The sequence below is a fragment of the Nocardioides marinus genome, assembly GCF_013408145.1.
GTDB lineage: Bacteria > Actinomycetota > Actinomycetes > Propionibacteriales > Nocardioidaceae > Nocardioides > Nocardioides marinus.
This window is the reverse complement of the sequence record NZ_JACBZI010000001.1, coordinates 3648476-3669664: the sequence shown is the minus strand read 5'-3', so window position 1 is coordinate 3669664 and position 21189 is coordinate 3648476. Positions and strand designations below refer to the sequence as shown.

The 21189-nt window shown below is 72.1% G+C and carries 20 protein-coding genes; 9 read left to right on the top strand and 11 right to left on the bottom strand.

Going from position 1 to position 21189, the window contains the following annotated elements; all coding sequences use genetic code 11:
• Nucleotides 1–67: 67 nt before the first annotated feature.
• Nucleotides 68–1264: an IS30 family transposase gene (locus BKA05_RS17255; RefSeq protein WP_246289786.1), complete on the bottom strand. Its 1197-nt coding sequence runs from the start codon at nucleotides 1262–1264 to the stop codon at nucleotides 68–70.
• 322 nt (nucleotides 1265–1586) lie between these two features.
• Here BKA05_RS17255 and BKA05_RS17250 point away from each other — a divergent pair, with 322 nt between their 5' ends.
• From BKA05_RS17250 to BKA05_RS17225, 6 genes are all read left to right on the top strand, one after another.
• Nucleotides 1587–2717, top strand: a complete 1131-nt coding sequence (locus BKA05_RS17250; protein WP_179532528.1) for an HNH endonuclease signature motif containing protein — start codon at nucleotides 1587–1589, stop codon at nucleotides 2715–2717.
• A gap of 228 nt (nucleotides 2718–2945) precedes the next feature.
• Nucleotides 2946–3449 carry a GNAT family N-acetyltransferase gene (locus BKA05_RS17245; protein WP_179532527.1) on the top strand — a complete coding sequence of 168 codons (504 nt, stop codon included), beginning with the start codon at nucleotides 2946–2948 and terminating at the stop codon, nucleotides 3447–3449.
• A 10-nt stretch (nucleotides 3450–3459) separates the two neighbouring features.
• Nucleotides 3460–4065 (top strand): GyrI-like domain-containing protein, encoded by a 606-nt coding sequence (locus BKA05_RS17240; RefSeq protein ID WP_179532526.1) that lies wholly within the window; start codon nucleotides 3460–3462, stop codon nucleotides 4063–4065.
• A gap of 37 nt (nucleotides 4066–4102) precedes the next feature.
• On the top strand, nucleotides 4103–5329 hold the full coding sequence (locus BKA05_RS17235) for a YhjD/YihY/BrkB family envelope integrity protein (protein ID WP_179532525.1): 1227 nt from the start codon (nucleotides 4103–4105) through the stop codon (nucleotides 5327–5329).
• A complete protein-coding gene (locus BKA05_RS17230; protein WP_179532524.1) occupies nucleotides 5329–6048 on the top strand; it encodes an SDR family NAD(P)-dependent oxidoreductase in 720 nt (239 codons plus the stop codon). Before BKA05_RS17235 ends, BKA05_RS17230 begins: the two co-directional genes overlap by 1 nt.
• Before the next feature lie 5 nt (nucleotides 6049–6053).
• On the top strand, nucleotides 6054–6851 hold the full coding sequence (locus BKA05_RS17225; RefSeq protein WP_179532523.1) for a GNAT family N-acetyltransferase: 798 nt from the start codon (nucleotides 6054–6056) through the stop codon (nucleotides 6849–6851).
• A 101-nt stretch (nucleotides 6852–6952) separates the two neighbouring features.
• Here the strand turns inward: BKA05_RS17225 and BKA05_RS17220 are convergent, their stop codons facing one another.
• Nucleotides 6953–7735 (bottom strand): tyrosine-protein phosphatase, encoded by a 783-nt coding sequence (locus BKA05_RS17220; RefSeq protein WP_179532522.1) that lies wholly within the window; start codon nucleotides 7733–7735, stop codon nucleotides 6953–6955.
• Between the two features lie 245 nt (nucleotides 7736–7980).
• Between BKA05_RS17220 and BKA05_RS17215 the strand changes: the two genes are divergently transcribed.
• Both BKA05_RS17215 and BKA05_RS17210 read left to right on the top strand, forming a co-directional pair.
• Nucleotides 7981–10917: a M14 family zinc carboxypeptidase gene (locus BKA05_RS17215; RefSeq protein ID WP_218842440.1), complete on the top strand. Its 2937-nt coding sequence runs from the start codon at nucleotides 7981–7983 to the stop codon at nucleotides 10915–10917.
• A 109-nt stretch (nucleotides 10918–11026) separates the two neighbouring features.
• The gene (locus BKA05_RS17210; RefSeq protein WP_343045731.1) at nucleotides 11027–11389 is read left to right on the top strand and encodes a PLD nuclease N-terminal domain-containing protein; all 363 of its coding nucleotides are present in this window, start codon (nucleotides 11027–11029) and stop codon (nucleotides 11387–11389) included.
• A gap of 30 nt (nucleotides 11390–11419) precedes the next feature.
• On the opposite strand, the gene BKA05_RS17205 is transcribed toward BKA05_RS17210, so the two are convergent.
• Nucleotides 11420–11773 carry a hypothetical protein gene (locus BKA05_RS17205; protein WP_179532520.1) on the bottom strand — a complete coding sequence of 118 codons (354 nt, stop codon included), beginning with the start codon at nucleotides 11771–11773 and terminating at the stop codon, nucleotides 11420–11422.
• Between the two features lie 197 nt (nucleotides 11774–11970).
• Here BKA05_RS17205 and BKA05_RS17200 point away from each other — a divergent pair, with 197 nt between their 5' ends.
• Entirely contained in the window at nucleotides 11971–12381 is a 411-nt protein-coding gene (locus BKA05_RS17200; protein WP_179532519.1) for a VOC family protein, read from the top strand.
• 28 nt (nucleotides 12382–12409) lie between these two features.
• Here BKA05_RS17200 and BKA05_RS17195 read toward each other — a convergent pair whose 3' ends face one another.
• From BKA05_RS17195 to BKA05_RS17160, 8 genes are all read right to left on the bottom strand, one after another.
• Nucleotides 12410–12784 (bottom strand): Rieske 2Fe-2S domain-containing protein, encoded by a 375-nt coding sequence (locus BKA05_RS17195; RefSeq protein ID WP_179532518.1) that lies wholly within the window; start codon nucleotides 12782–12784, stop codon nucleotides 12410–12412.
• Between the two features lie 10 nt (nucleotides 12785–12794).
• On the bottom strand, nucleotides 12795–13604 hold the full coding sequence (locus tag BKA05_RS17190; protein WP_343045730.1) for a DUF1295 domain-containing protein: 810 nt from the start codon (nucleotides 13602–13604) through the stop codon (nucleotides 12795–12797).
• A 69-nt stretch (nucleotides 13605–13673) separates the two neighbouring features.
• The gene (locus BKA05_RS17185; protein WP_179532517.1) at nucleotides 13674–14996 is read right to left on the bottom strand and encodes a hypothetical protein; all 1323 of its coding nucleotides are present in this window, start codon (nucleotides 14994–14996) and stop codon (nucleotides 13674–13676) included.
• Between the two features lie 64 nt (nucleotides 14997–15060).
• The gene (locus BKA05_RS17180; protein WP_179532516.1) at nucleotides 15061–16386 is read right to left on the bottom strand and encodes a class I SAM-dependent methyltransferase; all 1326 of its coding nucleotides are present in this window, start codon (nucleotides 16384–16386) and stop codon (nucleotides 15061–15063) included.
• Complete coding sequence (locus BKA05_RS17175) at nucleotides 16383–17720, bottom strand: class I SAM-dependent methyltransferase (protein ID WP_179532515.1); 1338 nt, start codon at nucleotides 17718–17720, stop codon at nucleotides 16383–16385. Before BKA05_RS17175 ends, BKA05_RS17180 begins: the two co-directional genes overlap by 4 nt.
• Nucleotides 17717–19867 (bottom strand): FAD-dependent oxidoreductase, encoded by a 2151-nt coding sequence (locus BKA05_RS17170; protein ID WP_179532514.1) that lies wholly within the window; start codon nucleotides 19865–19867, stop codon nucleotides 17717–17719. Before BKA05_RS17170 ends, BKA05_RS17175 begins: the two co-directional genes overlap by 4 nt.
• A complete protein-coding gene (locus tag BKA05_RS17165) occupies nucleotides 19867–20571 on the bottom strand; it encodes an anti-sigma factor (RefSeq protein ID WP_179532513.1) in 705 nt (234 codons plus the stop codon). Before BKA05_RS17165 ends, BKA05_RS17170 begins: the two co-directional genes overlap by 1 nt.
• Nucleotides 20568–21167 carry a sigma-70 family RNA polymerase sigma factor gene (locus BKA05_RS17160; RefSeq protein ID WP_179532512.1) on the bottom strand — a complete coding sequence of 200 codons (600 nt, stop codon included), beginning with the start codon at nucleotides 21165–21167 and terminating at the stop codon, nucleotides 20568–20570. Before BKA05_RS17160 ends, BKA05_RS17165 begins: the two co-directional genes overlap by 4 nt.
• Nucleotides 21168–21189: the final 22 nt, after the last annotated feature.

Sequence of the window (21189 nt, the reverse complement as noted above, 5' to 3'; positions counted from 1 at the left end):
AGGCGGCAGAAGACTGCCGTCCCCGCCGCCAGCGACCGACCTTTCGCACGCTCTCATCGGGGCGAATTCAGCCGGTCGTCGCAACAGGTGGATCTGACGGTCCGGACAGTAGTGCTTCGAGTTCTTCCGCGGGAGTGCGCCACTTCAGTGTCTTGCGGGGGCGTGCGTTGAGCTGGGCTGCCACTTGGTCGAGCATCCCAGGCCCGTAGAAGGAGAGGTCTGTGCCCTTGGGCAGGTACTGACGCAGCAGACCGTTGGTGTTCTCGTTGCTCCCGCGCTGCCAAGGGGAGTGGGGGTCGCAGAAGTAGATGGAGAGTCCGGTCGCTTCGGCGATCTGGATGTGGTTGGCCATCTCTGAGCCCTGGTCCCAGGTCAGAGATCGACGCAACTGCTCGGGCAGCGTGGCCATCTTGGCCACCATCGCTTCTTGGACGATCTCGGCCGTGTGACCACCGGGTAGGTGCAGCAGCATCACGAACCTGGTGGTGCGCTCGACCAGCGTCCCGACCGCGGATCCGGACTCGGTCGAGCCAAGGATCAGATCGCCCTCCCAATGGCCCGGCACTGCCCGGTCCTCGACGTCTGCGGGTCGTTCGCTGATCATCACCATCCCGGCGAACCGCTGGCGACGTTGATCGGGTTGGCGATGGGGCTTACGCAGCGTGCGCCCGGTGCGCAGGTGGCGTGTCAGTTCCCGCTTCAGCCCGCCTCGGGACTGCACGTACAACGACTGGTAGATCGTCTCGTGCGACACCCGCATCTCCGCATCGTCAGGGAAGTCCTGCCTGAGCCGTCGCGCGATCTGCTCAGGGCTGTGGTCCTTGCGAAGTCGATCTTGCACCTCGTGCTGGAGTCGCTGGTTCGTGGCCAGCTTCGCGACTTTCGGGCGACAAGCCCGCTGATCAGCCTTGCTCTGTGCGTTGACCGCACCGTAGTTGCCCTTTGCCCCCCGAGCGGTGGCATTGCGGGTCAACTCCCGGGTGATCGTCGAGCGGTGTCGACCCAGCCGCCTGGCGATCTCTGCAGGTCGGACCTTCGCGGCGTGCAACGCCTCGATGCGACAGCGCTCCTCGTAGGTCAACGACCTCGTCGGCTGGGCCAGTCTTGGTTTCACTCCGCCAGATTCCTCGAGCCAGCGCCACACCACGCGAGTTGACACGCCCATCGCTTCGCCGGCGGCATACGGGGAGGGAAATTCCGCCACGAGGTCCCAAAACGCCCGCTCGACGCTGCGCCGCACCCGCGGTCTGCCTCCAACACCCATGCACCCTCCTGGGGCCTAGATGTTGCGACGACCGCGTGAACCCAAGCGGCGTGTCGCGTGCGAAAGGTCGTGTGGAATGACCGCGCTGATCTCGTCAGATGAGTGCGCGGCCAGCGAGGATCGTCGTGCGCATGGGTCCTGACGCGCGCAGGTCACGGTTGGGTCACGACTCCCTGCGGGGGTGTGGATCGGCCGGTTGCCGGGGTCGGAATGTCGGTGGTCTGGTGTGTGCTGAGGTATGGCGGTTCTCGGGCAGCAGCACCCTCTCGACGAGGTGGTCGAGACGATCGACGCTGCGCTCGATGAGGGTCACCCTGCGTCGTTGATCGGGCTGGATCAGGCCGCGACCGCGAACCTGCTGCGCGGGCTGGCGCTGGTCGCCTCGCGGCTCGATGCGTTGACCGCGACGGTGCTGGCGCACGCGACGCAGGTGCGGGTGGAGGAGACCAACGGCGCGACCACGACCGCGACCTGGTGGGCCGATGCCACCAACAGGACGCGGGCGACGGCACACCGGGACGTGAAGCTCGCCGTCGCGCTGAGCAGGTTCACCGCGCTGGCCGAGGCGTTGACGGAGGGGCGGGTGAACACCGAGCAGGCCCATGCCATTGCCCGCGCCCTGGGTGACTTGGAGACCGACGGCCCAGAGGATTTGGACCCGGTCGTGGTCGAGCAGGCGGAGAAGCACCTGGTGGACTGCGCCGACGGGTTCGACGCCAAGCACCTGCGCGTACTGGGCCGCCACGTGCTGACCGTGGTCGCACCCGAGGTCGGTGAGGCGCACGAGGCGAAGCTGCTGGAGGACGAGGAGCGTCGCGCGGCAGAGCAGACGCGGCTGACGTTCGCCTCCGACGGGCATGGGATGGTGCACGGACGGTTCTCCATCCCCACGTTGCACGGTGCGATGCTGGCGAAGGCGATCCAGGCGCTGACGTGGGCGAGGCAGGACCCCGCCGAGGTCCGCCAGACCCGGCCCACGCCCGTGGCTGCCGGCGCGGCGTTCACCGAGCTGCTGGAGCGGATCGACGCCAAGGACCTACCGACCGTGGGTGGGGTCGGGGCCACGGTCGTGGTCACGATGACCATCGACTCGCTGATGGACGGCCTCGCGGCCGCGGCCCTGGACACCGGTGAGGTCATCTCCGCCAGCACGGCACGCCGGTTGGCGTGTGAGGCGGGGGTGATCCCGATGGTGCTCGGTGGCACGTCGGAGGTCCTCGACGTCGGGCGGCGGCGCAGGTTCCACAACAGGGCCCAGCGGCTTGCGATCGCGCAGCGCGACAAGACCTGCGTCGTCGGTGGCTGTGACGCCCCGCCGAGCAGGTGCCACGTCCATCACGTCGTGCCGTGGGCACAAGGTGGCTCGACCAGCGTGAAGGACGTGCGGCTCTACTGCTCGGCGCACCATGCGATGGTCCACGACCCCAAGCGGGCGGGTCGGCTACGGACGTAGATCGGCGTGGGTGGAGGTTGCTTGTCGTCTCACCGGGTCTCGACGACGCTCGTTGCTGGCGCTCCTCGCTGCTCGACCACCAGGGCTGCGGCGTGTGGTCTCGACGCCCGCTCGTCGCTGGCGCTCCTCGCTGCTCGACCACCGGGCTGCGCCGCCCTCGGCGCTGCTCGTGCACCCGTGGGGCGATCGGCGCTGGTGCCGGGTCGGACCTCGCAGCAGGATGGGCACATGAGCGAGGACGTGCCCACCGACGGGTCACGGGTGCGCGTGGCGGTGGAGCGGGACGCCGAGGTGCTGGCCGGCCTGCTGCGGGACTTCAACGCCGAGTTCGACACCCCGACCGACCCGGTGGCGCAGGTCGCGGCGCGGTTCGCGCGACTCATCGGGGGTCCGGCCGGGCTCGCGCTGGTGGCCGAGGAGGACGGGCCGGGCGGGCCGACGGCGTACGGCTTCGCGCTGGTCACCCTCCGCCCCAGCGTGTACGCCGACGGGTCGGTCGCGGTCCTTGACGAGCTCTACGTCCGACCCGACCGCCGCGGTGGCGGGACCGGCACGGCGCTGGTCGCCGCGATGCGCGCCGAGCTGTCCGCGCGCGACTGCGAGGAGATCCAGATCAACGTCGACTCGGTCGACACCGGGGCGCGACGGTTCTACGAGCGGCTCGGCTTCGTCAACGTCGAGCGCGCCGAGGACGGGCCGATGCTCTGCTACATCGGCCCGGCGACACCGTGAGCGCGGCGCGATGAAGGTCGACCCCAAGAAGGAGCTCGACTCCTACCGCGTCACCCGCGGCGCCTGGCGCGACCTGGTGGTGCCGCCGATGCGCTACCTGATGATCGACGGGCACGGCGACCCCAACACCGCGGCGTACGCGGACGCCCTAGCGGTGCTCTACCCCGTCGCCTACGCCACCAAGTTCGCCAGCAAGCAGCAGCTGGGGCGCGACTACGTGGTGCCGCCGCTGGAGGCGCTGTGGTGGGCCGAGGACATGAGCGCCTTCACGACCCGGCGGGACAAGTCGGCCTGGCACTGGACCGCGATGATCCTGGTCCCGGACTGGGTCCCCGCCGACCTGGTCGACGCCGCACGCGAGAGGGCGGCCGCGAAGGTGCCCGCAGAGCTGTTGGAGCGGCTGCGGCTCGAGACCCTCGACGAGGGTCGGTGCCTGCAGCGCCTGCACGTCGGCTCCTACGACGACGAGGGTCCGCTGCTGGCCGAGCTGCACGACGTCGAGGTCCCCGCCCGCGGTCTCTCGCTGACCGGCCGGCACCATGAGATCTACCTCAGCGACGCGCGCCGGGTGGAGCCGTCGAGGCTGCGCACGATCCTCCGCCAGCCGGTGTGCTGAGCGCTGAGCGGGGTCCCTAGCGATAGCGTCGACCCCCGTGGGACGGATCTCGAAGGGACTCGACGCCTTCCAGCGTCGCCACCCCACGCTGTCGGTGCCCATCGCGGTCTTCTACAAGTACGTCGACGACCAGGGGCCCTACCTCGCCGCGATCATCACCTACTACGGCTTCATCGCGATCTTCCCGCTGCTGCTGCTGGCGACCTCGATCCTCGGGTTCCTGCTCCAGGGCGACGCCGCGTTGCAGGACGCGGTGCTGACCTCCGCGCTCGGGCAGTTCCCCATCATCGGTGACGAGCTCGGCCGCCCCGAGGGCCTCACCGGGTCGCGCACCGCGGTCATCGTCGGTGCCGCAACCGCGCTCTACGGCTCGCTGGGCTTGGGCCAGGCCCTGCAGAACGCCCAGAACATCGCCTGGTCGGTGCCGCGCAACTCCCGTCCCAACCCGATCGTCCTGCGCCTGAAGAGCCTGGTCCTCCTGGTGTCGGCGGGGATGGCCGTCCTCGCCATGTCGGTCGCCTCCGCGATCGCGTCGGAAACAGACACCTTCGGCACCGGCGGCAACCTGCGCTGGAGCATCCGGATCGGCTCGGTGGTCGTCATCGGGCTGGTCCTGACCTACCTCTTCCGCCTCGCCGCCGCGCGCCGGCTGCGCTTCGGCCAGGCCGCGCCGGGTGCGTTCGCGCTGGCCCTGATGTTCCAGGGGCTGCAGTTCCTCGGCACGCTCTACGTCACCGCGGTGCTCAGCGAGACCGAGGGCATGGACGGCACCTTCGCGCTGGTGCTCGGGCTGATCGGCGTCATCTACATCGCGGCCTTCATGGGGGTGCTCGCGATGGAGATCAACGTCGTCCTCGCCCGCCGGCTCTACCCCCGCGCCCTGCTCACGCTGTTCACCGATCGCGTGGACCTCACCCCGGCCGACAAGCGCGCCTACACCTACTACGTGCGCTCGCAGCGCCACAAGGTCAACGAGGTCATCGACGTGCACTTCGCCGACCACGTCCCCGACCAGATCCCCTCGCCGCCGGAGCTCAAGGAGCTGCGACAGCAGCCGCCGACGACAGCCCTCCGCACCTCCGACGTCTCGGACGCGGCCGACCCCCCGAGCGCCGACCGGCGCAGCCGGCCGCGCGCCACGACCGAGAAGGCGCCGGACACGGCGCCGGACACGGCACTAGGCAGCACGCGGGACAAGGCGCCCGACACCACCACGGACACCACCACGGGCCGCACCCGGCCCCCCACCGAGGAGAACAGCTGATGACAGGTCGGTTCGAGGGGCGCCGCGCGATCGTGACGGGCGCCGCCGGAGGCGTGGGCCGCTCCACCGTGGAGCTGCTCGAGGAGGAGGGCGCCACGGTGGTGGGGCTCGACCTGGCCGCCGGAGACGGTGTGCTGGCCTGCGACGTCAGCGACGAGGCGTCGGTGCGAGCCGCCGTCGCCGAGGCCGCTGCGCGGATGGGTGGCATCGACGTCGTCGTCAACGTCGCCGGCATCGACCGGTTCCGCCGCTTCGAGGACCTCGACGTCGCCACCTGGCAGCAGCACCTCGGGGTGAACCTGACCGGCCCGATGCTGGTGACCCACGCGGCGCTGCCGCACCTGCGCGAGAGTCGCGGCAACGTCGTCACGATCTCCTCGATCGCCGGGCTGCGGGCGCAGCCCTACCAAGCGGCGTACTGCGCCTCGAAGGCCGGCGTCGTCATGCTGATGAAGTCGCTGGCGCTCGAGCTGGCCGCCGACGGCATCCGCGTCAACACCATCTGCCCCGGCGGGGTGCAGACCGACCTGCCCACCAACGCGGCCGCCGAGCACCCCGACACCGAGCTGGACTGGGGCCTGCTGATGGAGACAGCCGGCGCGCGCTACGGCTTCATGCCGCCCCGCGACATCGCCGACGCCGTCGCCTTCCTCGCCTCCGACGCCGCCGCCTCCGTCACGGGTGCGGTGCTCTCGGTCGACCGCGGCACCGCCTGCTGACGGCCGTGCACGACGCACAGGCGCTGTTGGCGGCGTACGACGCGCAGCTGCGGCTGGAGGCCGAGGTCGCCGACGCGACCGAGTGGCACCGGCACGGGCCGCTGGTGCGGGCGCGGTGGGGCGACTCGGGGTTCGTGTCCCACCGCGACCTGGCCGACCTCAGCAGTGCGGCCCTGGAGGGGCTCGTCACCGAGAGCCTCGCGTGGTTCCGTGACGAGACCCCGGTGACCGAGATCGAGTGGAAGACCCGCGGCCACGACCGCCCCGACCTGCCCGGCCTGCTGAGCCGGCACGGCTTCGTCGCCGACGAGGAGGAGACCGTCATGGTCGGCCGCGCCGACCTCCTGGACCGCCCGGTCGACCTGCCTGACGGCGTCGTCGTGCGCCGTGCCGGTGAGGGCGGCGACCTGCGCGAGGACGTGACGCGTGCGGGGCTGCTGCAGGCCGAGGTGTTCGGGCACGCGCCGCGGGAGCTGGAGGAGCGGCTGACCGGGTACGCCGAGGAGCCGGAGCGCACGGGGCTGTGGATCGCCGAGACGGTCGATGGCCAGGTGGTGAGCGCCGGACGCCTCGACGTCGTGCCCGGCACCGAGTTCGCCGGGCTCTGGGGCGGCGGCACCCACTCCGACTGGCGCGGCCGCGGGATCTACCGGGCCCTCGTCGCCGCCCGCGCCCGCGCGGCGATCGGCCTCGGGGTGGTCTACCTGCACAGCGACTGCACCCCCATGTCGCGCCCGATCCTCGAGCGCAGCGGGTTGCTCCCGATCACGACCACGACGCCGTACGTCTGGTCGCGGGACTGATCCAGGCGGGGTACTCCGCGTTCGATCGCACCCTCAGCGCGCGCTGAGGGTGCGATTTCCTGCGGAGTACCCGATCCGGACACCCCGAATGACCCCGGGCGTCAGGCCAGCAGCCGCCGCCGCAGCCCCGTGAGGACGTCGTCGCCCAGGTCGAGGCCGTCTCGCAGGTAGCCGGTGATGTCCCCGAAGTGCTCAGCGACGGCCGCGTCGCCCTCGGCGAGGTACGCCGCGTCGGCGACCATCACCGTCTCGTAGACCGCGACCTTGTCCTCGCCGAGGTGCTCGCGGACCATGGAGAGGTACTTCGAGCGGGTGCCGTCGAAGCGGTTGGTGAGCAGGTAGTCCTCCATCACCGTCGCCTCGGGGACGCCGGCGACGCGCAGCAGCAGCGCGCTGGCCCAGCCGGTGCGGTCCTTGCCGGCGGTGCAGTGGAAGAGCTGCGGGTGCTCGGCGTGCGCGAGCCGGGTGAGCAGCTCCCCGAACGCGCCGCGCGCACCGTCGTCCTCGACGAAGATGCGGTAGACCCGCTTCATCGTGGCCAGGCCCGCCTCGCGTGAGGTGAGGGTCGCGACGTCGTCCATCGGGATACCGGGCACCCGCACGTGGGTCCAGGTCGCGCCGGGCACGGGGACGTCGGGGTGCGCCTCGACCTCCTGGTGGTCGCGCAGGTCCAGCACGTCGCGGATGCCGAGCCCGGCCAGCGAGCCCGCGTCGGTGTCGGAGAGCTGCAGCTCGTTGGAGCGGAACAGCACGCCGGTGCGCAGCCGGCCGCCGTCGTACGTCGGGTACCCGGGACCGGCCACGTCGCGGAAGTTGTCGGCACTGGCCAGGCGGGTCAGCTCGTAGCCCTCGCGCTCCGGCCCATCGGTAAGAGGGTTGCTCACGCCGCCAGCATCGCAGGCCACGGGTCGCCCCGCGCGCCCCGGCCGGCGACATACACCCCGCGGGGCATCGGGGGACCGCGCCGCCCATCGCCTGAGACGATGTATTAATTGTACGTTTCAACGCTGTCCGAAAGAACGTCTTTCCGTCAGAGTGGCGCCACCGCGCAAGACAGTGCGGTCACGAGCGAGAGAAACGAGAAGACGTGCGATCAACACGGACGATGGCGGGACTTGCCAGTCTCGCGGTGGCAGCGACCTCCGTCCTCACCTTCACCGGTACGGCGGTGGCCGACCCGGCCTCCGCACCGGCCGGCGCCGCTGCCGACTCCGGGCGCGGCAAGGGAACCGTCTCCAGCGTCGACCCCCTGCGGACCGCCGAGCTGCTGTCCCCGCGGTCCGCCGCGGCGCGCTCGGTCGCCTCCGGCGACGTGCTGGAGATGCCGGAGTCCTACCCCTACCAGCCGCAGCTGCGGCTCTACCGGGACAACCCCGACGACGCCGCTGACACCCCCGGCCTGCTCACCCACCCCGACCTCGCGCCGCGGCTGATGGCGCTGATGGACTCCAGCGACCGGGTGAGCACCCAGGTCGTCGGCCAGTCGACCGAGGGACGTGACCTCTACCTGGTCACGGTCACCGCGCCCGAGCGTGCCGAGGACACCGCGCGCCAGACCGCGTGGCGGGAGAAGATCAAGAGCGACCCCGCTGCCGCGGCCCAGGACGCCGAGCTGCTCGCGCAGTACAAGACGCCGATCTGGATCTCCAACAACATCCACGGCAACGAGTGGGAGGGCACCGACGCGGCGATGGAGCTCATCGAGCACCTCGCCACGGCACCGCTCTCCGAGGTCGGCAGCACGCTGCGCAACAACCGCCTCTACTTCTCCCTCAGCCTCAACCCCGACGGTCGCACCAACGCCACCCGCGCCACCTCGCTGGGCCTGGACCCCAACCGCGACCTGATCACCAACCGCACGCCGGAGACGCAGTCCTACATCCGCACCGCCCAGGCGCTGCAGGCGGTCTACGCGGCCGACTTCCACGGCTACACGCGGGTCCTGCAGGTCGAGCCCTGCGGCCCGCCGCACGGCTCGAACTACGAGTACGACCTCTACCTCCCGCACAACTACGAGATGGCGCTCAAGATCGAGGAGGACGTCGTCGCCGCCGCGATCCCGGGCAACACCTACCGAAACATCGAGACCGGGGCCATCGTCGACGAGATCGGCTCCGAGGCCGACGCGCACATCAAGATCCCCTACCGCGACACCCCGTCGGGCTGGGACGACTTCCCGCCGATCTTCACCGCGCAGTACGCCGCGTTCTACGGCGCCATCACCTCGACCGTCGAGCTGCCGCTGACCCGCGGTGCCGGCGGCGGTCGTCAGAGCCCGGAGCGCGCCGAGGTCAACACCGCCGTGGCGTACCAGACGATGACGTCGATCGTGGAGTACATCAACGACACCACCAACGCCCGCGACATGATCGCGGGCCAGATCGAGGTGTTCCGCCGCGGCGCGGCCGGCGAGCCGAAGACAGCCCTGACCGAGGCCGACGTCGCCGCGGTGGAGGGCCCCGACTCGTGGAAGGAGCTGTGGGACGTCGCGGACGACCAGGAGGCGGTGGACCTTCCGCGCGCCTACGTCATCCCGGTCGGCGAGGACCAGCGCTCGGCCAGCGACGCCCGCTCCCTCGTGGAGCAGCTGCTGCTGCACGACATCGAGGTCGGCACGCTCGACGCCCCGGCGACCGTCGGCGGCACGACGTACCCCGCCGGCTCCTACGTCGTCGACATGCACCAGCCGCTGCGCGGCCTGGCCAACGTGCTCCTCGACCTCGGCGACGACATCTCCGACAAGGTGCCGTCGATGTACGACGTCTCCGCGTGGAGCTACTCCTACCTGTGGGGTGCCACGGTGGACAAGGTCGGCTCGGTGACCGACGCGTCGCTGGGCTCGACCACCCCGGTCACCGCGCCGAGCGCCGCGAGCGCGGCGCCGGCCGGACCGACGACCTTCGACGTCGCCGGGCTCGACGACCACCGGGCGCTCAACGCCCTGCTCGAGGACTCGGTGCCGGTCGCGCTGCTCGAGGACGGCTCGGTCGTCATCGGCGCCGACGACTACTCGGCGGCGAGTGCCGCCGCGGCGGAGTTCGGCGTCGACCTCGAGCCCGCCACGGGCGAGGACGTCGCGGCGGTCGCCGACGAGACGACCAAGTCGCTGACCGACCTCACCATCGGGTACGTCGGCAGCCAGGACGACAACCTGTCGCTGACCGACCTCGGCTTCGACGACCTCGTGCAGCTCTCCACGTCCTCCCTCGAGGCAGACCCGAGCCTGCTCGACGACGTCGACGTGCTGTGGATCGCCTCCCGGTTCGAGCCGGCCGCGGACTCGGCGGCCCGCGCCGCGGTCGAGTCCTTCCTCGCCGAGGGTGGGGCCCTGCTGGGCCGGACCAACAGCGCCTTCGACGCCGCGGTGTCCTTCGGGCTGATGTCCGGCACCGTGGTGAGCGGCAACCGCTCGGGCAACGGCATCGTCGCGGTCGACACCCCCGAGGGGTCGGTGCTCGAGCCGTTCGCCCAGGACAGCGCGTTCATCTACCCGGCCTACGCCTTCACCGACCTCGGCGAGGGCGTCAGCACCGAGCAGACCTACGACGCCGTCGACCCGTTCCTGGCCGGCCACTGGCGAGCCACCAGCGAGACCAACGGCCCCGACGGGGCCGCCGGGCTCGCCTCGGTCGTGTCGTCGGTCGACGAGGAGACCGGTGCGAAGGCGCTGGTCTTCGGGACCTCGGTCTTCTTCCGCACCCACCCCAAGGGCGGGCTGAGCCAGGCCGCCCAGGCCCTGCTGTGGGCCGGGCCCGAGGGCGAGCCGGTCGAGGTCGAGCAGCCGCTCGCGGAGTCCAGCACCAGCCTGAGCGCGACGGCGAAGAACAAGCGCAAGGCCGTGGTCACGGTCTCCGTCGACGTGGCCGGCGAGCCGGGCACCGGCACCGTGAAGGTCAAGGACAAGGGCCGGACCGTGGAGGTCCTCGAGGTCACCGCCGAGGACGACGGGACCCTCAAGGTCACCCTGAGGCTCGGCACCGGCCGCCACGCCCTCAAGGCGGTGCGCCTGGGTGACGACGCCGCCACCCGCAGCGTCTCGGAGAAGGTGGTGCTGCGACTCGGCTGAGCCGAGCACGTACGCCGCTGGACCCTCGCGCCGGGGCCGTCACCGTCAGGTGGCGGCCCCGGTCGCGCGTGCGCGTGACAACTCAGGCCGCGGGCAGGAGACTTCCTGCGTGGTCAAGGTGCAGCTGTTCCTCGGGGTCCTGTCCTTCGCGTTCGCGGTGTTCTGCCTCATCGACGCGATCGGCACCACCCAGCCGCGCAACCTGCCCAAGTGGGCGTGGATCGTGATGATCCTGCTCTTCCCGCTCCTGGGCTCGATCGCGTGGTTCCTGGCCGGCCGACCCCGGCCGACCCCGCCGCCGAGCGCCTTCCCGGAGTACGACCGCCCCGGGCGGATGTCCCCGGGCGACCCGAGCAAGGACGAGGCGTTCCTGCGCGACGTACGAGCGCGTGCGGAGGAGCAGCGGGCCCGCTACCAGGCCGAGCAGCGGCGCAAGCAGCAGGAGGGCGAGGAGGGGTCCGCCCCCGCCTGACCGCGGCGGGGCCGCACCGCGCTGGACGAGTCAGCGCGAGCGGCCGAGCACCGCGAGGTTGAGCAGGCCCCAGCCCCCGGCCGCGCCGACGGCCTTGGTGCGGGCGTCCCCGTCGAGGGTGAGCCCGAGCAGGGCGGCGTCGCCGAGGTCGAGGGCGGTGCGGATGGTGAGGGCCGCGCGGGCGGCGGTCGGCGAGCCGAGGACGCCCACCGCGCTCACGGCGAGGTCGCGGACCCCGAAGACCCGGGCGACGGTGTCCCACATCTCGTCGTCGGAGCCCAGCGCACGGCGCAGGTGCTCGGGCTTGACGAGGGAGTAGACGGCGTAGCCGGCGGTGGCGAGGCTGACGGCGCGGACGGCCTTGCTGGAGCTGGTGGAGGTCATGTCACCAGTGAGCCACGTCCGGGGCGCGCGGCACAGGTACCTGCGGGTGAGGCGCGGCACCCCGACGCCTCGGCGGCGTGCTCGTCCTCGCGACGACGTACGCCCTGGCGCCTCATCAGGCGCACCGGCCGCAATCCCGTTGCGCGTCGCGAGCGCGGGGTGCCACGGTGGCCCCTCTCGGACCCGGAGGTACCCCCGTGCACGTCACCCAGATCGCCAGCGCCTACGCGCATCCCCGTCCCAGCGACGCCGGCCGTTGGGTCGCCCGCTGGCTCGGCTTCGAGGTCCTCGTCGACCTCGGCTGGTACGTCAGCACCGCTCATCCTGCCGACCCGGTCCTGCGGCTGGACTTCGTGGCGCACGACCACGGCACCTGGCCGCACCCGACCGAGACGGTCGTCGGGGCGATGCTCGCCCTGGTCGTCGACGACGTGGACGCCCAGCACGCGCGGTGCGTCGCGGGTGGCGTCGAGGTCCTGATGGCGCCGCGCAGCGAGCCCTGGGGGCAGCGGCGTGTCCAGCTCGAGGGTCCGGCGGGCCTCGTCGTCGAGCTGGTGCAGCCGGTCGACCCGGACCCCGCGTGGCTCGCGGATCAGGGTCTCGAGTGACCCCGTTCCGGCTGCCGCGGTCCCGCTCTCACGCGAGGTAGAGGACGCCGTCCTCGATCACGAAGTCGACCGGCGGCAGGTCCTTGGTCGCCGGCCCGGCGAGGACGAACCCGTTCTTCGACGAGAACCGGCTGCCGTGGCAGGCGCAGCCGATCTCCTTGCGGTCCACCGAGCTGACCCGGCAGCCCTGGTGGGTGCAGGTGGCGGAGAAGACCCGGAAGGCGCCCTTCTTCGGCTGGGTGACGACCACGCCGCGCTTGGCGACCACCTTGCCCTTCTTCACCTTGCGGGCCTTGATGATCTTCTTGCCCTTCGCGTGGGCCGGAGCGGCCGCGAGCAGGGGAGCCGCTGCGGCCCCGGCCGGGAGGATGCAGACCAGGCAGCGTCGGGAGATCTCCTTCACCCGGTCATCCTCACGCGGATCGCGGCGGCCGGGGGAAGAACAGCGGGACCCGGGCGGCGTACTCGTCCCAGCCGGGGCGCTGCGACATGGTGCGCTCGAGCAGCTTGGCGCCGGTGACGTTGCGCAGGAAGACCGTCATCGCCACCGGGCACGCCACGGTCAGCAGGCCCGGCAGCCAGCCGGAGGCGAGGCCGGCGGCCAGCCACAGGCCCCACCACACGCAGGCGTCGCCGAAGTAGTTGGGGTGACGCGTCCAGGCCCACAGCCCCTGGTCCATCACCGGCGGGCGCTCCTCGCGCGGGCGGGACTTGTACGCCGCCAGCTGCCGGTCCCCGACGGACTCGAAGAACAGGCCGAGCGCCCACACCGCGACCCCGAGCCACACGACCCAGGCCCACTCGACGGTGAGCACCGCGCCGACGGCGAGCGGCACCGCGACGAACCACTGGGCCACGCCCTGCACGAGGAACACCCGGCGCACCGCGGCGGCCATGCCCACCTCGGGGAGCGGGCCTCCGAGCATCTCCTCGTAGCGCGGGTCCTCCTTGCCCCCGTGCTCGCCGACGGCGCGCGAGCGCACGTGCCAGCCGAGGCGTCCGCCCCACACGGCCACGAGGGCCAGGACCAGCCAGGCGCGCCATTCGGCGGTGCCGAGGGCGGCGCCGAGCAGCGTGGTGGCGAGCGCGACGACCACGAAGCCGAGGCCCCATGCGACGTCGACCACCGCGACGACACCGAGCTGGCGGGCGCGGAGGGCCGCCAGGGTCATGGAGGCGGTGACGCAGCCGAGGGCGAGGAGGAGGGAGGCGAGGACGTCCACGCTGCGATCCTGACAGGTGCAGCTGGGCCCGAACAGGTGGTCGGTGCCGGAGCGCGGCGCCCGAGCAGGTCAGCCGCGCCCGGTCCGCCGCCGCAGCAGCTGCTCGACGGCGGCGCGCACCCGCCCGGGGTAGTGGCTGCGCTGGTAGATCGCGGTGGCGGCGACCACCGTGAGCAGCACCAGCGCGGCGCGCCACCACGGGCCGGGCCGGGGCTCGTTGATGAGGTAGGTCGCGACGCCGGTGACGATGCTGACCAGCGTCAGCGTCGTCAGGAAGGTGATGGTCTGCTCGGTGCGGGTGGCGATCTGGTTGGCCAGCGACTCCCGCAGCTCCCGGTCCCTGTCCCGGACCGCGTCGAGCTTGAGGCGGATCTCGTCCTCGAGGTCGGCGAGCCGCCAGGTGTTGAGGTAGCCGCGCCACACGGCCACGTGCTCGGGGCTCATGGCGTTCAGGACGTCCTGGTGGTCGAAGACGGCGAGCTGGGCCCGCTCCCAGGTGGTGCCGACGGGGCCCTCGGACGGCGCGGTGAGCAGGGACAACGTCCTGAACTCCTCGGCCAGCTCGTCGTCGGAGCGGCACGCGACGCTGATCCAGTGCTCGTACTCCGTCAGCGCCCCCATGAGGCGAGAGGGCTGGTCGATCGCGTCGGGGCCGATCTCCAGGGAGATGCCGTTCCCCGCGTGCAGGAAGAGGTCGTCGCGGGCGCTGAGGTCGGTGAAGTCCTCGTGGCTGCCCACGATGGCGACCTCGGAGCGGGCCGACTCGATGAGGGCCGGTGTCGGGTGCGCGCCCACGCGGACGAGACGGTGCCGCCCGACGACGGCCACGGTCCCCAGGGAGGTGCAGTCCAGGGACTCCTCCCGCATCGCCCGCAGGAGCAGGTCGTCGAGCTCGGCCACCAGGAGCGTCGCGCGGTCCGAGGACACCTGGCGGGTGCCGAGGTCGCGCACGAGCCCCGCCACGTCCTCGGGGGCCCCGGCGCTACGGGTCCAGGAGGCGCGCACCACCGCGGTGCCGTCCCGGTAGAAGGTCACCACCCGGTGGCCCAGCGACCATCCCGAGCGCTCCTCCTCACAGGGCACGACGAAGCGGACGAGGCCGACCGGGTACCGGGTCACGCCGACCGACCGGTCCGACCAGGTCCTCAGCTGGACCCCCGGCTCCGTCCGGTCGTCGGTGGGCTGGTCGTCGTAGCTCTCGGGAGCCACCACCGTCGCGGGGGTGAGCGAGCGCAGCCGCTGCACCAGGGCTCCCTGCCGGCGACGGAAGTCGATGGGGGCGGCCGAGACCCGGCACCGCGCTGAGACGGTGAACCCGAAGACCTCGTCGACGGCGATCTCGAGCGGGAGACCGGTCGTGTCGGGGTCGGGGTCCAGCGCAGCGATGCTCACGCGTCGTGACCCTAGGTCCAGGCGACGGTGCGGTGCAGGAGAACGGTAAAGACCCGGTGAAGACCTAGAACCCTCGCACCGCCGGCAGGGTGTGCGCAGCACCCGGGCGGACCATGAGGATCTGGTCGACCCCCATCCGGCCGTCGCGGAAGGCCATCGCGCCACCGACGAGGTAGAGCTCCCAGACGCGGTAGACCTCCTCGCCCATCAGCGCCACGAGCTGCTCGCGGTGGGCGTGGAAGCGCTCGAGCCAGCCGGCCACGGTCAGCACGTAGTGCTCGCGCATCGCGTGGACGTCGCGCACCTCGAGCCCCCCAGACTCGAGGAGCGCGACGGTCTCCCCGACAGGCCGCATGTACATGTCGGGAGCGATGAAGGACTGGATGAACGGCCCGCCGCCGGGCCACTTGCCCGACCGCGACATCTGCTGCACCAGCACCCGGCCACCGGGCCGCACGGAGTCGTGCAGCACCCGGGCGTACGTCGGGTAGTTGCGCTGGCCGACGTGCTCACCCATCTCCAGGGAGCCGACGGCGTCGTACTCCTGGCCGGCGGGCGGCACCGCGTCGCGGTAGTCCTGCAGCCGGATCTCGACCCGGTCGGACAGACCGCGCTCGGCGATGCGGGCGTCGATGAAGCGCTTCTGCTCCGCGGCGATCGTCACCCCGGTGACCCGGGCGCCGAAGTGCTCGGCGGCGTGCAGCGAGAGCGAGCCCCAGCCGCAGCCGACGTCGAGCATCCGCATGCCGGGCTCGAGGCCGAGCTTGGTGCAGACCAGGTCGAGCTTGGCGCGCTGGGCGTCCTCGAGCGACTGCTCCGGCGAGGAGTGGTAGCCGCAGGAGTAGGCCATCTGCGGCTCGAGGATCAGCTCGTAGAACTCGTTGGAGAGGTCGTAGTGGAAGGAGATCGCCGACCGGTCGCGCAGCTTGCTGTGCAGCCGGCCCTTCACGTCGGCCTGGGTGGCGGGGTTCGCCGGGCGGCGGCCGAGGGCCCCGATCCCGACGGCGGTGCGGACCGCCTCGACGACGGCCGCGGGGCGCAGGCGGGCACCGGAGAGACCGCGCGCGGCGGCCACGGCGAAGGCGTGGGTCAGGGCCTTGTCGAGGTCCCACCCGTCGACCTCGGGGACGTCGAGCTCCCCGGTGACGTAGGCCTGGGCGGCGCCGAGCTCGCCCGGGTGCCACAGGAGCCGGCGTACGGCGTCGGGCGAGCGCAGCTCGACCACCGGCGAGGCCGCGGGGTCACCGGGCGGCACGAACTCCGAGCCGTCCCAGCAGCGCAGCCGGACGGGCAGCGGGCCACCGAGGAAGGGCTGGAGGACACCGGCCAGGCGCTGGGCGACGCCCTGGGTGGGCGCCGCGGTGCCGGAGGACTGCTGGGTCGTGGTCACGCGCGCTCCCAGAGCAGCTGGTAGTCGTCGATGTAGCCGGAGGCGAAGCCGGCGCGGGAGTACTCCAGGTAGAAGTGCCACATCCGCAGGAACACGTCGTCGAAGCCCAGCGCGACCACCTCGTCGGCGCGGGCCAGGAACGCCTCGTCCCACAGCCGCAGGGTCTCGGCGTAGTGCGAGCCGAACTGGAAGCGCTCGACCAGGCGCAGCGAGGTGTGCTCGCGGGTGACCTCGTCGACGGCCTCGACGGAGGGCAGCAGCCCGCCGGGGAAGATGTACTTGTGGATCCAGGTGTAGGTGTTCCTGGTCGCGAGCATCCGGTCGTGGGGCATGGTGATCGCCTGGATGGCGACCTTGCCGCCGGGGGCCAGCACCTTGTCGATGGTCTCGAAGTAGGTCCGCCAGTACTCGTGGCCGACGGCCTCGATCATCTCCACCGACACCACGGCGTCGTAGCCGGTCGCGCCGTGCGGGCCGACCGGTGCCTCCAGGTCGCGGTAGTCGCACAGGGCCACGGTCACCCGGTCGGCGTACCCCGCCTCGGCGATGCGCTCCTCGGCCAGCGCCAGCTGCTCCGAGGACAACGTGATCGAGTGGACCGTCGCGCCGCGGCGGGCGGCGCGGATGGCCAGCTCGCCCCAGCCGGTGCCGATCTCCAGCACGCTGGTGCCCTCGGTGACGCCGGCGGCGTCGAGCAGCCGCTCGATCTTGCGGCCCGACGCCTCGGCCAGCGAGTCGGTGGCGACCGTGCCCGGCGGCGCGGCCTGCAGCCGGGAGCCCGGGCGGCCGTTGAGGGTGTCGGGGACGGTGCTGACCGAGGTGTCCCACAGCGCGGCGGAGTAGCTCAGCGTCTCGTCCAGGAAGAGCCGGAACAGGTCGTTGGACAGGTCGTAGTGGTGCGCGATGTTGGAGCGTGAGTTCTGCTTGCTCGACCGCTGCCGCCGCGGCGGACGCTTCACGATCACCGAGCGCATCGACTGCAACGGCCGCGGCACCAGGTCGGAGATCTCCGCGGCCAGCACGGTGAGGAAGCCACCGAGGTCGGGGGCGTCCCACGCGCCGGTGAGGTAGGCCTCGCCGAAGCCGATGAGCTGGTGCCGGCCGACCCGGGCGAAGAACTCCTCGGGGTGGTGGATGGTCATCTCCGGGCCGCCCCGGCCCAGGGTGCGGCCCTCGAGGTGCACGGTGACGTCGAGCCGCTCGACGGCGCCGCAGAACAGCTTGCGCGCGACCGCGGCCGAGACCCGGGTGCGGGGGCCGGTGGCGGGGGCGTCGAGGCCCGGCCAGCGGGTGGTGTCGGGCGGGGTGGTGGGACGGGCGGGTGTCTCGGTCATCGTCGGGTGCCTGCCTCTGAGGTGTGGACGGCGGGTCGGTCTGCGGTGCGGCGGGTGGGCTGGACCGCGAGCTGGGCGTGGGTGGGGCGGGGTCGGACCGGCAGTCGGCGCAGCCACAGCCAGATCCCGTGCATCCGGATCAGGGCCGAGCCGCGCAGGGCCGCCGACGTCGAGCGCAGCGCGCCCGCATCGCTCCGGTGTCCCGCGAGGGACGCGCTGAACCTCGTCCCCTCGGCGTGCAGGGTGACGGCGACGTGCAGCCGCTCACCGGGCAGCGGCACCGCGAGCTCGTAGTGGCCGTCGGTGCCGTGGAACGGCGAGACGTACATCGCCTTGTCGGTGCGGGCCCGGCCCTGCTCGTCGGGGTCGACGAGGTAGGCGTGCCGGTCGCCGTAGGTGTTGTGCACCTCCACGACCGTCGCCTCGCGGCGGCCGAGGTGGTCCAGGCACCACCAGACGCTGATCGGGTTGAAGCAGTAGCTGAACGCCCGGGGCTGGGTGGCCAGCAGGATTCGCCCGGCGGGGTCCAGGGTGACGCCCTCGGTGGCGAGGAAGGCCTCGAGGTTCTGCCGCAGGCTCCGGTCCGGCGAGCCGAGGTGGTCGCGGGCCTCGAACGTGCCGCGGGCGAAGGCCAGCGGACGGTGGTCGGGCAGCTCGTCGACGTCGACCAGCCAGGTGTGGGAGCGGTGGGTGAACGTGCGCTCGAAGGGCTGGCGCCGGGTGTGGGTGATGGTGGTGCGGTAGAGCGCGGGGGTGCGGAGGTCTCGACGCCCGCTCGTCGCTGGCGCTCCTTGCTGCTCGACCACCGGCTCGGGCCAGGTGAGCCCCAGGCGCTCGACGGCCGCGAGGCCCGAGCGCGCGCCGTCCTCGTGGAAGCCCCAGCCGTGGTAGGCACCGGCGAAGGCGACCCGGTCGGTGTCGAGCTCGGGGAGTCGACGCTGGGCGGCCACCGACTCGGGGGTGTAGAGCGGGTGCTCGTACTCCATCCGGTCGATCACGGTGCTCGGGTCGACGAGGTGCTCCCCGCCGAGGGTCACCAGGTAGTGGGTGTCGGTGGGCAGCCGCTGCAGGCGGGTCAGGTCGTAGGTGACGACCACGCCGTCGCTGCCGTCGGGCCGCTCCTGGGCGGCGCCGGGCCGCATGAAGTTCCAGCTGGCCCAGGTCTGGGTCAGCCGGGGCATCAGCGAGGTGTCGGTGTGCAGCAGCGCGGTGTTGGGGGAGTACGGCATGGCGCCGAGCACCTCGCGGTGCGCGGCGGTCGGCTCGGCGAGCAGCGCCAGGGCCTGGTGGGGGTGCGTGGCGACCACGACGGCGTCGTACGTCGAGACCTCGCCGTTGCCGTCGGTGATCTCGACCCCGGTCGGGGTCTCGAGCAGCGAGGTCACCTTGGTGCCGAGGCGGACGGTGCCGCCGGAGGAGTCCAGGGCGGCCGCGATCCGCTCGACGTAGCGGTGCGAGCCGCCGGAGACGGTGCGCCAGGTCGGCGAGCCGAAGATGCTGAGCATCCCGTGGTGGGAGAGGAAGGAGAACAGGTAGCGCGCGGGGTACTCCAGCGCCACCTCGGGGTCGCACGACCACACCGCGGCGACCAGCGGCTCCATGAAGTGCCGCACGAAGTACGGCGAGAAGCCGTGCTCGTCGAGGAACTCCTGGAGGGTCTGGTCCGGGCCCCGGGTCTCGAGGCTCGTTGCGCTCGCACCTCGACCAGCGGACTGCTCCAGCAGCGCCTTGGCGCGGCGGTGGAAGCGGGGGATCTCCGCCAGCATCCGCAGGTACGCCGGGCGGCGCAGGTGCCCGCGGGTGGGGATGACTCCCTGACGACCCAGGGCGCCGGCCCACTCCAGGTCGGAGTCGTCGTCGCGGATCGACATCGACATCTCCGACTCCTGCGTGGCCACGCCGAGCTCGGCGAAGACCCGCAGCAGGGTCGGGTAGGTGCGTCGGTTGTGGACGATGAAGCCGGTGTCGATGCCCAGCCGGGTGCCGGTGGGGTCGACGACGTCGTGGGTGTCGGCGTGCCCGCCGAGCCGGTCGTCGGCCTCGTAGACCGTGACCGTCGCGGTGCGGGAGGCGACGTAGGCGGCCACCAGGCCGGCGACGCCGGAGCCCACGACCGCGACGGTGCGCGGCGGGTGCTGGGTCTCCATCAGGCGTCGAAGGCGAAGACGACGGCGGTCTCGAGGTTGGGCTCGTCGGAGCCGCCCTCGGGCTCGACGGTGATGCCCACGCCCTCGGCGGCCGCGGCGTCCCCGGAGAGCAGCACGGTGTTGTCCGGGCCCTTGGGCATGAACCCGGCGGCGACCATCTCGCCGTCGTGGTCGAGCCAGAGCTCGTAGACCTTGCCCTCGCCCGGGTCGGCCATGCCCTCGGTGACGATGACGGCCTGGCCGAGTGCCTTGGAGCGGTAGACGGTGGCCCTGGAGCCGTCGTCGAAGCGCTGGACGTACTTCTCGGTGTCGGCGGCGCGCAGCACCCGCTCGGTGGCGCTGACGTCGACCGACGGGGTGTCGGAGGAGAGCGCCTGGTAGGCGATCGGGGCGCCGACACCGAGCGTCACCACGGCAGCTGCAGCGGCGACCAGGGCTGGAAATCGACGGCGCCGGGGGCGCACCTCCACGACCTGGGGAGGGAGCGGCCGCACGGTGGCGACCTCGGCGAGGATGCGGTCGCGCAGCGCCGCCGGCGGGGCGACGGGCGCGACGTCCGCGAGCATCGCGGCGCCCTCGCGCAGCGAGTCGACCTCGGCGCGGCACTCGGCGCACTCGACGAGGTGTCGTTCGAACTGAGCGCGCTCGATGTCGTCGAGCGCGTCGACCGCGTAGGCGCCACTCAGGGCGTGCACGTCGTTCACTGGCCTACCCCCATGGCGTCTCGGAGTCTGATGAGTCCGTCGCGGATGCGTGTCTTCGCGGTCCCGACGGGGAGCTGGAGCATGGTGGCGACCTCGGTGTGGGTGTAACCCCCGAAGTACGCCAGCTCGACGGCCTCGCGCTGGACGGCGGTGAGGCTGGCGAGCGCCCCTCGGACCCGGCGCGCCTCGAGCGAGGCGTTGGCCTGCTCGGCAGTGACGTCGTGGTCGATGGGCTGGTTCTGCTGGTGGTACGTGGTGTCGCGGCGGGAGGCCGCCTCGGCCGACCGCACCCGGTCGACCGCCTTGCGGTGGGTCAGGGTCAGCAGCCAGCTCAGGGCGCTGCCCCGGGAGGGGTCGAACCGCGCTGCGGTCCGCCAGATCTCCAGGTAGGCCTCCTGGGTGACCTCCTCGGCCTGGGCCGGGTCACGGACGACCCGGAGGGCCATGCCGTGGACCCGTGCGGCCGTCGCGTCGTACAGCTGCGCGAAGGCCACCTGGTCCCCGCGCGCACTGGCACGGAGCAGGTCGGCGAGGTCCGGCCCTACCGGGGCCCCCGCTGAGGGGGCCCCGGTGGGCAGGGACGTCGGTTCACTCATGGTGGCGATTGTCCCTGTCAGT